The following is an 11,169-nucleotide window of genomic DNA, read 5'->3' on the forward strand; positions in this document are numbered from 1 at the left end:
TAGTGGCCACGGGTGCCAGCACCGACCCACCGGCCCCGCCGGTGCCGGCGGCTCCGGCGGGGCCGGTGGGTCGGTGCTGGCACCCGTGGCCACTAGCGGCGGTGGGGGTCAAGGTGGAGGCGGAGGCAACGGCGGCCTGCTCGGTTCCGGCGGTTCCGGCGGTGCGGGCGGCGCGGTGGGAGCGTCCATCCTCACGCAGATTCCCGGCGGGCAGGGCGGCTTCGGCGGCACGGCGGGCCTGCTGGGGACCGGCGGTGCCGGTGGGACCGGCGGCTTCTCCGCCTCCGGCATCGGCGGTACCGGCGGCCACGGCGGAGTCGGCGGAGCGCTTGTGGGTGACGGCGGTCCCGGTGGGACCGGCGCCGAAGGTGCCCCGAATTTGGGCAGCGGAAACGGCGGCATCGGTGCCAGCGCCCGGCTGATCGGCGACGGCGGCAACGGCGGCAACGCCGGCAACGCGACGACGCTCGCTCTGCTGGGCGGCCCCGGCACCATCGGTTCCGGCGGAATACTGCTGGGCCTCACCGGGATTCCCGGGTTGCCGATGAGCCCGAACCTGTTGGTCAACGGCAGCTTCGAGATCGCCACCCCGTCACCGTCGGGTACCAGCTCGGTGACCTACCCAGGCTGGTCGATGAACGGCACTGCCACCATCATCGAATACGGCACGCTGCGGCCGCTCTACGTATTGGGAGTTTCCGCCCCGTTCCCGGACCTGCCAAGCTTCCTGGGCTACCCGCAAACCTCGCCTCCGGGGGCGGGCGCCAACTTCGCCGGCGGCGGACCCGTGGCCACCACCAGCATCAGACAAACCGTCGACCTCACCGCTGCGGCTGCCAGGATCAACACCGGCACGGTGCCCTACACACTCAGCGGGCTGCTCGGCGGTGCCCTCATCGACCCATCCTCGACCGCCCTGCAGGTCACCTTCCTCAACTCGAGTGGCGCAGTCCTGGGCACCGGCTCGACCACCACGGTCAGCGCCATCGATCGCCTGGGATTCACCGGATTCCAGCCTCGATCCGTCTCGGGGACGGTCCCGGCGGGCACCACCTCCGCGGTAGTCAGCGCCACGTTCAACGACCACAACCCCATCACGAACCACTACAACAATGCCTACGCCGACAACCTGTCGTTCACCGTCGGCGCTCCCGGCCTGACCCCGGCCGCGCTGACCGTACCGGCCTCCAACGTCGGCCAACTCGATCACGTGTTCCTGATCTACATGGAAAACAAAGGGTTCACCGACATCGTCGGCAGTGTCAACGCGCCGTACATCAACAGCCTGCTGAACACTTACGGGTCGGCGGGTAGCTTCTACGCCAACAGCCACCCCAGCGCCCCCACCTATTTCCGGATCCTGGGCGGCTCGGACTTCGGCATCACCTACAACCCCAACCCACCCTCCATCAACGCACCCAACCTCATGCAGGAGATGGACGCCGCCGGTGTTTCGTGGGCCAACTACGCGCAGAGCATGCCCTACGCGGGTGACCTGGTGTCCTCGGGTGATTACAGCAACTTCCAGATACCTGCGGCTCAATACACCTACGTTTACAACAACACCGTCGCCTACCAGCAGACGCACCTACTCCCCCTGACGAAATTGAGCACCGATCTCGGGAACGCGGGTACCACCCCGCGGTTCAGCTGGATCGTCGCCAACAACGCCAATGACATGGAAGGGCCGGTCGATTCGCCGATCAGCGTCCTAAACTTCGTCGGCAGCCAACTCACCAATCACCAGTACAACGTCGCCGCAGGCGACCAGTTCCTCCAACAACAGGTCTCCCTCATCCAGAACTCCACGGCATGGAACACCCCGGGCCAACGGGACGCGATCATCATCACCTGGGACGAGGACTTCAACAATCTCGGACTGGGCATCGGCAACGAGGGCAACCACGTCCCGACGATCGTCATCCCCAACCAGGGCGCCGTCAACGCGCCAGTGCATCCAATGCTGTCCGGTCAGTTCACCACCTACACGGATTACAACCAGTACAGCCTGATGTCGACGATCGAGTACGCGTTGGGGCCGGCGCCAGGAGTTCCGCTGAACTTCCTCACGATGAATGACAAGTACGCGACGCCGATGAATGACTTCTGGTCGTAGCTGGGTGGGCTTACCGAGCGGACCGATAACTGGTCGCGCATGCTAAGGAACGGTTTCAGCCAGCACCCCGGTAACTTGCAGCGATTTGGACGGAGTGGGTGGCGACACGACGCAACAAGACGAGCCGCCCCCAGTTGGCGTTGGTCAGCCGCTCGACGTCGCGCACTTCGCCAAGCATGAGGCAGTTCATGTGCAGATTCTCGTCGACCTGAGCTCGGCTTCTCAGCCACACTTCGACGGTGCGGAACATGTTGTCGCTCATCGCTGTGGTCAGCTGCTACCGGTGAAGTCTGATTGTCCAGCATCCACGGCTGCCGCACCTCGACAACCCGGTCAGCAGAAGCGGGACGCGGCTTCCCGCGGGCAGACCCTAAAGTGAACCGGCTCGCAACACGTCACGGATCGCCTTAACAATGACATCGGGGCGTTCGACTGGCAGCCACGAGTGGCTTGTGCCGTCGGCGAATATTAGTTCGCCTCGAGGAAACCGTTTGACCAGAGCACGATTGGCGGCGTCCATTTTCGCGTATGCAGCGCGCCGACGGGTCGGCGACCGCGGCACAATTATCCGCGTCGGCACGTCCGGCAACGGCACACGTTCGAGTGCTCGCTTCATTTCCCGCAGATAACCAGCATGACGCGGCACAAGCCGTGCCGTCTGCAATCCCGCCCAAGGATGATTGTCGAGATAGCGGTAAAACCAGCGCAAGTTCGACTTCGTGACATCGTTGGGAGCCATATGTCGCACCACACGTCGGCCCATGCTTGTGCGGGGAAGCCTCAGCAGCTGGGCAGTCCCCACGATGAAAAGCCCTCCGGCCGCCATGGCCATCCCCAGCAACTCGATCAGTCGTGATTCAGTGACCGGCGCAGAGGGATCGAGCAAGACCAACCCGGCCACTTCGTCTGGATAGCGTAAGGCGAACATCTGAGCAACCAAACCGCCCGACGACCACCCCACCACGACCGCCGGTGTGGCGCAATGTGATTGCTGGATTACGCCATGGAGATCATCAGCCATTTCAGCAACGCTGCGTCGGGGCGGACCTTCCGAGCCGCCACTACCAGCGCGGTCGTAGGTCAAGACGGTGGCAAAGGAGGCAACCCACAGTTCCAACGAACCCCCGAACGCGTCCGTCGTTGCTTCACCTGCCCCGCCGGCTTCAAGGACCACCGTGGGCCCCCGACCAAGGACACGCGTACGAATGACCCGGTCGCCAAGGGAGACCGGCGTGGTGGTTTGCGTCGGCAACCTATTTCCCACTCTCGTTCAGGGGCACGTCGCCGCTTGTCGCTGCGGGGCACCCGCGCTGAGCGAGAAACCGCTTGCGCCCAGTCTAATCTGGCGCAGCTGCTGTCGATGATCCGGTTGGTCCGGCCCACCCGCAACGCCAGCGAGCGTGATGTGCGCCGATTCTCGCCGACCACGCAAGTGCTCCTGCGACTTCGGCGAATGCGTTGCGGCATAACGACACCCGCGTCGGTGACTCGCGAGACCCACCGGGTGCGGATCAGACTGATTCGGACATCAGCACCGGGTGATTCAATGACGGGGGACTCGCCGCCGGCGCCAGCGACGCCGACAGCGGATGAGATCTCCCGCAGCGGTTGCTCACCGACAACGACCACCATCGTTCACTGATCTGTGAAACATCAGACGCAGGTGGGCCCATCGCCTGTCGATTCAGGTCCTGCTGAGTCGGCGACAGCGGGCGGGTCATCGGCGCGGGGTCGTCAGTTTGGGCCGCGTACATATCCGAGCGCGTCTCAATCACTGCAGGCGCACGCTGTTATACGCGGCGGACGGGGCGATGCCGAACATCTCGTGAAAGACTCGGTTGGCGTGTGAGCTGTCAGTGAATCCGGCGGCGTGGGCCGCGGTGCTCAGGGTGCCCCCGCTGCGGGCCACCTCCATCGTCCGGATGGGCCGCGCCCATCGCACATAGGCGGGAAATGACAGGCCGACGTCGCGGGCGAACAGACGGCCAAGCCGGTCAGCCGATATGTTCACCGCACGCGCCACCTCGGTGAGTCGTAACGGCCCGCACAGCAGGTCGGGCAGAAGATCAATCGCCGCGCGAAGGCAGGAGTGCGGTGCGCCGGCATGCGACGATACCGAACCGATACCGCATAGTTGACCCAGTACCGTGCTGGCCGCTAGGGAAAGGTTCTGTTGCTCAATCGGATTGGCGACGCGCCTGGCGGCCGCCAACCATGATCGCGCATCCTCACGGGCACCGGGAGCCAACAGCGTAGCCAGCCGGCGACCGGAAGCGCTGGTGGGCTCGAGATAGATCATCATCCCGGTAGCGGGGCCGGCATCGAGAGCGTGGGAAGCACCGGCCGGGACGACGCCGGCTCTCGAACGACCAGGTTGTAGGTGCCCGCCGCCGCCGCTTCAAGTTGACTAAGCCCGCGTTGCTCGCAAACGGTGGCAAAGTAGATGTCTTGATCCCTTCATCCGTCCATAGGAGTTCTGTGAGATTCCCCCGAACCGACGCCATCGGCCTGCTGGTGGTTGGTGCACTGGTGTTGTCGGGATGCGGCAGCAACACCAATACCTCCGCTCCCTCGTCAGGGCCATCGGCGAAAGTCGACTGTGGTGGGAAGGCGGAACTCAACGCCAGCGGCGCGACCGCACAAGCAAACGCGATACAACAATTTGTCAATGCCTACGCCCACGCGTGCCCTGGTTACACGCTGGACTACGAGGCGAACGGCTCTGGCGCCGGCGTCGAGCGTTTCATCAAGGGCGAAACGGATCTGGCCGGGTCCGGCATACCATTGGACCCGGCCAAAGGTGAAACCAACAAAGCGGCGGCGCGGTGCGGGTCCCCCGCCTGGCAGCTGCCGGCACTGTTTCAACCGATCGCGGTCACTTACCACGTCGGCGGCGTGAGTTCGCTGAAGCTGGACGCGCCTACGATGGCGAAGATCTTCAACGGCACCATCAACAGGTGGGATGACCCGGCGATCAGGGCGCTCAATGCAGGCACCAGCCTGCCCTCGTCGCCCATCCGGGTCATCTTCCGCAGTGACGAGTCCGGCAACTCGGCCAACTTCCAGCAATACCTCAATGCCGCCTCCAACGGCGCCTGGGGCAGAGGCGACGGCGCGACGTTTGAAACGGGCGTCGGTACCGGCGCCGACGGGGACAATGGGGTGACGGCGGCCCTGCAGACCACCGACGGATCGATCACCTATACTGCCTGGTCATTCGCGCTGGGCAAACAACTGAACATCGCCCAGATCATCACCTCAGCAGGTTCGGATCCCGTGTCTATCACACCCGAGACAGTCGCCAAGACGATCGCGGGAGCCAGAGTTGTGGGTCAGGGCAATGATTTGGTGTTGGATACGTCATCGTTCGCCAAGCCGACGCAGCCCGGGGCGTACCCGATCGTAGAGCCAACGTATGAAATCGTCTGTTCGAAGTATCCGGAGTCCGCCACGGGCAGAGCCGTCAGGGCGTTTATGCAGGCGATTATAGGTCCGGGGCAAGAGGGCTTGGCGCAGTATGGATCCATCACACCGCCGAGCGGGCTCCAGGCGCGGCTGGCAACAGCGGTGAACGCTATCTCTTGATCACATGAAGGAGTTTGATGGCAGGCGTCAGTGAGCCCGGGCCGAGGACAGGCTCGCTTGTCGGGCCGTATCGGCTGATACGGCTACTCGGCCGCGGCGGAATGGGCGAGGTCTATGAGGCCGAGGACACCCGCAAACACCGGGTGGTGGCGCTGAAGTTGATCTCAGAGCAATTCTCCGCCGACCCGGTGTTTCGCGAGCGGATGCAGCGCGAGGCGGACGCCGCAGGACGGCTGACCGAACCGCATGTGGTGCCGATCCACGATTACGGCGAGATCGACGGGCACCTGTACCTGGACATGCGGCTGATAGACGGTATCTCTTTGCGCCGCATGTTGACGGCCTACGGTCCGCTGACACCGGCCCGAGCGGTGGCCATCGTGCGACAGGTCGCCGCCGCGCTGGACGCCGCACACGCCAGCAGGGTCACGCACCGCGACGTCAAACCGGAGAACATCATCATCGGCGTCGACGACTTCGCCTATTTGGTCGACTTCGGCATCGCCCGTGCCGCAACCGATCCGGGGCTGACCCACACCGGGATGGCGCTGGGAACCTACAACTACATGGCTCCGGAGCGATTCGCCGGCGACAAGGTTGACTTCCGGGCCGACATCTATTCGCTGGCTTGTGTGTTGGCCGAGTGCTTGACCGGGTCACCTCCTTACCCCGGCAGCAGCATCGAGAGGGTGATCAGCGCGCATCTGATGGAGCCCGCCCCGCGGCCCAGCCAACTGCGGCCGGGCCTAGTTCCGGCGGGTCTCGACCACGTGATCGCCAGAGGAATGGCCAAAAACCCCGCGGAACGTTTTCGCAGCGCCGGTGAACTGGCCGCCGCTGCCCACGACGCACTGACCACAGGCGAGCAGAACCAGGCGGCCGCGATTGCGCAGCGCGGCGAGCGAAATATCCTGTCGAGCGGTACCGGCCCAGCCACCGCCGACTCCGTCACCCAGGCCAGGCCGTGGTCAGCAATGTCAAGTTCGCCCGCTACCCAGAGCGGGTGGACACCGCCACCGGCCGACACCGCCAGCTGGCGCGGCCAACCCAATGTCCCACCCTTACTCAGCCCTACGGGCCCACCGGAGCCGGCCTTGACATCCGGGGCACGGGCGAAGCCTCGACGCAGACGCATGCGGGTCCTGATCGGCGCCGCCGCACTAGTGGTGCTTGTCGCCGTCATCATCGCCGGACATCTGCTCAGGCCGAAACCGCAACCAGCGGCATCGGCGCCCGGACAGACAGTGTTGCCGTTCACCGGGATCGGCTTTTCTCTCTCGCCAGGCGGGGTGGCGCTGGACAATACCGGCAGCGTGTATGTCACCAGCCAAGGCATGTACGGGCGGGTGGTGAAATTGGCTGACGGATCGTCCACCCCGACCGTGCTGCCATTCACCGGCCTCTACCAACCGCAGGGGCTGGCGGTAGACGCCAACGGCACCGTGTACGTCGCCGACTTCAACAACAGGGTGGTCAAGCTGGCGGCCGGATCCAATACCCAGACGGTGCTGCCGTTTACCGGCCTCACATACCCGCAGGGCGTGGGGGTCGATGCCGCCGGCAACATCTATGTCGCAGACCGCGGCAACAACCGGGTGGTGAAACTGGACGCCAAATCCAACACTCAGGCTGACCTGCCGTTCACCGGCCTAAACCATCCAGATGGTGTTGCCGTAGACCCCTCGGGCACCGTTTATGTCACCGACTCGGACAATGACAGAGTGCTGAAGCTCAACTCCGGGTCGAGCACTCCGACGGAATTGCCCTTCACCGGACTTGCCGTGCCCTCGGGTATCGCGGTAGACACCGCCGGCGCCGTCTACGTCACCGACCACGAGACGGGCAAGGTCGTCAAGCTGGATACCGGATCGAGCGCCCCGACGACACTGCCGTTCACCGGCGGCCATCCCGTGGGCGTGGCGGTCGACGCCTCCCACAAGAAGGTGTTCGTCGCCGACAACGGCAACGGCAGAGTGGTGCAGCTGGCAACGGGTTAGCCGGAGTTCCTGCTATCCGCTGCAAGATCGCCTAACGGACGTTCGCCGGTCCGGTGCGAAGTGATCCGATGGAAACGACCCTTGCCGAATCCCTGAGCCGGCACCACGAGGTGAACGCCGCAATCACAACAACGCTCGCTACAGCGAGCCCAGAATCGTCTGCATTGTCGTGATCTCCTTCTGCTGGGCGTTGACGATCGACTGCGCCATCGCAGTAGCAGCAGAATACTGACCGGACTGGATTTCGTGCTGAGCCATGCTGATTGCGCCCTGATGATGCTGAATCATTTGGTTAAGGAACAACTTGCTGGCGTCGACACCTTGCGCGTCTCGCAGAGCCTGCATGTCTTGCTCGGACATCATTCCGTCCATTCCGCCCATCCCGGGCATGCCGCTGTGGCTCGGCATGCCGGGCATCCCGCTTTGACTCGGCATCCCGGGCATGCCGGGCATCGTCGACGAGGGCGACATGCCACCCGGGGTCGCCGGCTGTCCCCACTGGTTGAGCCACGTCTGCAGCTGTTGAATTTCCGGTCCCTGCGCCGCCTTGATCTGGTTGGCCAGGTCAATCACCCGAGGATCGATGCCCTGCTTTCCAAGAATGATGTCGCTCATCTGGATGGCTTGCTGATGGTGGGGAATCATGTGCTGGGCGAACATGACGTCTTGATCGTTATGCGCCTGCGAACCCGCCGGCGAACCCGACACACTCGACGATCCGGCCGTCGTGGCACTGGAATGGGCCTGGTTGCCGGAGCTGCCGCATGCGGTCAAGGTCAGTAGCGCCATGACAGCAGCTGCAGAGGCGGTCAACGATCGTTGCACCATCAGGATGACTTCCTTTCGATAATCAACAGCGGACTCGATTCCATATACCTAATACGGGTAGACGGTAGCAGGCGCTGCAGGCGGCCCCCGCGGCGAAGGAGGTCTGAATGCAATCAGGTACCGAAACTGCGCGTCGGAGCGGTCCGCGTTCCGATGGTGTTTCGCCAAGGGCCTACGAGATGTTTTCCGAGCCCCGGTATTTCGGCCAGCGAGCCCCTATTTGGGACTGCCTCGTCGCAGCGTCCGGCGCGCGGTCGGATCCAAAGGGTACTCGAACTTGGTTGCGGCACAGGTTATTTTGCTCGCCGAATCGCACCGGTGGTGGGTCCTTCGGGAGCGGAGATGAGAATCGATCCGTCACCGCCGTCCCAGCGTCTCCCGCCACCACCGCCGTGTCCTCCGCCGCCGGACCCGATACACCATGTCTGGCAACGGGGATTGAAAGAGTCGTGGCGCCAATTGCAGTCCCCGTTCGGACCCCAGACGGGGTTTTGATGAGCCCCGGAGTACCAGGGATCAGTTGTGGACGGTGCCCGTTGTGCCGCAGCGTCAGCAGCGCCAACCTCGTCACCCCGCGCCAAGCTCGTTGTGTTGCAACGGCACCGCAGCAATCGCCATCTTTGGGCTTCATACCCAGGCGCCACCCGCAAAGTGGCCCGCCAATCGTCGCGCGACCCCAACAAGGGGTCTGACCGGCCGTGACAATCGTGTTATATCCGGACCGGAGGCCCCGTCACGGCGCCGACGCGGCCGCATGGATGGGCGCGTCACCGGCACATGCCGGCCGGTAGCGCCGCCTCAAGGGCTGTCAAGGTCGGTGCAAGGACCGGTAGTTCGGGCAGGTGGCCGGCCGTGGAGCCGGGATCTTTCAATCCGGTCGACGTCGACAGCAAGACGACGCTCTCGTCAGCATCGATCCAACGTCGGGAAGCGAGCTGTTGAGCGGCAAGTACCGCTAACACGGAGGCGCCTTCTGCGTAGATGCCCTCCGTGGACGCCAACTCGAGCTGCATACGGACAATAGCGTCATCGCTCGGTTCTGCCACGGCGGTCCCCTGGGTGGCCCGGACCGCCTCCAAGCCTTGATAGGTGGCCACCCGCGCAGCGACCGAGAACGCGCGGGACGGCCCAGTGGGCACCGTCGGCTGATGCCCCGGTGGGGCGTGGAGCCCCTGCGCGTAGGCGCCGAACGGATCAACCGCGACCAACCTGGGCAGGCGGGTGGTCAGGCCGAGACGGATCAGGTCGTCAAAACCCCGGCGAATTCCGGATAACGCGTCCCCGTAGGCGGTCGGGACGACGACCACGTCGGGCGCTTCCCCGAGTTGTCCCCACAGTTCGTAGGCGATCGTCTTGTATCCCTCGACCCCGAACGGGTTGGAACCGATCGGCGGGGTCACTGCCCCGGATATCGGGGTCCAACCGAACGCCTCGACCGCTTGACGCAGTACCGACCACCGGTCCGGGCCTTTCTCGTATGCGACGAGGCAGGCGCCATAGGCTCGAATGAGAATGCTCATCTCGCGCGGTATCGATGACAATGTGAGGACCACGCACCGAAGCCCTGCCGCGGCTGCGTAGGCGGCCACTGCGGCGCCGTGGTTTCCCGTCGATGAGACGATGACAGTCGATGCTCCCGACGCCGCCGCCTTGGTGACGGCCGCCGCGGCCAGCCTGTCCTTGAACGACCACGTCGGATTGCGGGCTTCGTCTTTGAGTACGAGCCTGTGCAGTCCAAGTCGGGGTGCCAGCCGATTCAACGGAATGATGGGCGTCTGGCCTTCGCCCAAGGTCACCGGAGTGTCCTCTGGCGCCAGCGGCAGCAACTCGCGGTATCCGAAGATTCCTGACTGGGATGCCTTCCATGGCGGCGGACCCGCGTTGATTGCGTAGACGGGGGTCAGATTCACCCCGATACCGTCGCGGGCGCAGCGCGGGCATCCAAAGGAGGCTCGATCTTCCGGTGCTTGTTCGCCACAGCGGGGACACCGGAGCGATCCGAGATACCGTGCGTTCATATCAGGGGCGGCCGCTCGCGTCAGCTTTGGTTACGAGCGCGGCTTGAAGGTGCGGAGCCGGAGGCTGTTGGTGACCACGAATACCGACGAGAACGCCATAGCCGCACCAGCCAACATGGGGTTCAGCAGGCCAGCGGCTGCCAGCGGCAGTGCGGCAATGTTGTAGGCGAATGCCCAGAACAGGTTGCCCTTGATCGTCGCCAACGTCTTACGCGAGAGCTCAATGGCGGCGGGCACCGCGCGCAGGTCACCGCGGACCAGTGTCAGATCACTGGCCTCGATCGCGACGTCGGTACCAGTCCCCATCGCAAGCCCCAAATCGGCCTGCGCCAGGGCCGCGGCGTCGTTGACACCGTCACCGACCATGGCCACCACCTTGCCCTCGGCCTGCAACCGTCGCACAACCTCCATCTTGTCTTGCGGCAGCACTTCGGCGATGACCTGGTCGATGCCCACCTGCCCAGCGATCGCACGGGCCGCGGCAGCATTGTCGCCAGTGAGCATGATCGGGGTCAATCCCAGCGCACGCAGCCGCGCGACCGCCTCAGCCGACGTCGGCTTCACCGCATCGGCGACCACCAGGATTCCCCTGGCCGTGTCGTCCCAGCTGACCACGACCGCGGTC

Annotated in this window: 8 protein-coding genes and 1 pseudogene; 3 read left to right on the forward strand and 6 right to left on the reverse strand. The window is 64.5% G+C overall.

The window, feature by feature from the left end:
• Positions 1 to 2,116 (forward strand): alkaline phosphatase family protein (locus AO501_RS06770; protein ID WP_055576997.1); only part of this gene is annotated, 2,116 nt, incomplete at its 5' end.
• A gap of 55 nt (positions 2,117 to 2,171) precedes the next feature.
• Here AO501_RS06770 and AO501_RS06775 read toward each other — a convergent pair.
• From AO501_RS06775 to AO501_RS06785, 3 genes and pseudogenes are all read right to left on the reverse strand, one after another.
• Positions 2,172 to 2,378 carry a hypothetical protein gene (locus AO501_RS06775; RefSeq protein ID WP_055576998.1) on the reverse strand — a complete coding sequence of 69 codons (207 nt, stop codon included), beginning with the start codon at positions 2,376 to 2,378 and terminating at the stop codon, positions 2,172 to 2,174.
• 108 nt (positions 2,379 to 2,486) lie between these two features.
• On the reverse strand, positions 2,487 to 3,380 hold the full coding sequence (locus tag AO501_RS35010) for an alpha/beta fold hydrolase (protein WP_082658439.1): 894 nt from the start codon (positions 3,378 to 3,380) through the stop codon (positions 2,487 to 2,489).
• A gap of 507 nt (positions 3,381 to 3,887) precedes the next feature.
• Positions 3,888 to 4,481 (reverse strand): annotated as a pseudogene (locus AO501_RS06785) (helix-turn-helix transcriptional regulator); the annotation flags it as partial.
• A 113-nt stretch (positions 4,482 to 4,594) separates the two neighbouring features.
• On the opposite strand from AO501_RS06785, the gene pstS reads away from it, so the two are divergent.
• Both pstS and AO501_RS06795 read left to right on the forward strand, forming a co-directional pair.
• Positions 4,595 to 5,701, forward strand: coding sequence for a phosphate ABC transporter substrate-binding protein PstS (pstS, locus tag AO501_RS06790; RefSeq protein WP_055577001.1), 1,107 nt, complete (start codon positions 4,595 to 4,597; stop codon positions 5,699 to 5,701).
• Between the two features lie 17 nt (positions 5,702 to 5,718).
• A complete protein-coding gene (locus AO501_RS06795; protein WP_055577002.1) occupies positions 5,719 to 7,698 on the forward strand; it encodes a serine/threonine-protein kinase PknD in 1,980 nt (659 codons plus the stop codon).
• Between the two features lie 138 nt (positions 7,699 to 7,836).
• On the opposite strand, the gene AO501_RS06800 is transcribed toward AO501_RS06795, so the two are convergent.
• The 3 genes from AO501_RS06800 to AO501_RS06810 all read right to left on the reverse strand — a co-directional run.
• Positions 7,837 to 8,526, reverse strand: coding sequence for a DUF305 domain-containing protein (locus AO501_RS06800; RefSeq protein WP_055577003.1), 690 nt, complete (start codon positions 8,524 to 8,526; stop codon positions 7,837 to 7,839).
• Between the two features lie 767 nt (positions 8,527 to 9,293).
• The gene (locus AO501_RS06805) at positions 9,294 to 10,436 is read right to left on the reverse strand and encodes a threonine synthase (protein ID WP_231513535.1); all 1,143 of its coding nucleotides are present in this window, start codon (positions 10,434 to 10,436) and stop codon (positions 9,294 to 9,296) included.
• A 138-nt stretch (positions 10,437 to 10,574) separates the two neighbouring features.
• A partial coding sequence (locus AO501_RS06810) for an HAD-IC family P-type ATPase (RefSeq protein ID WP_156452359.1) occupies positions 10,575 to 11,169 on the reverse strand: 595 nt, incomplete at its 5' end.

The sequence above is a fragment of the Mycobacterium gordonae genome (assembly GCF_001417955.2).
In the GTDB taxonomy this organism is placed as follows: Bacteria; Actinomycetota; Actinomycetes; order Mycobacteriales; family Mycobacteriaceae; genus Mycobacterium; species Mycobacterium gordonae_B.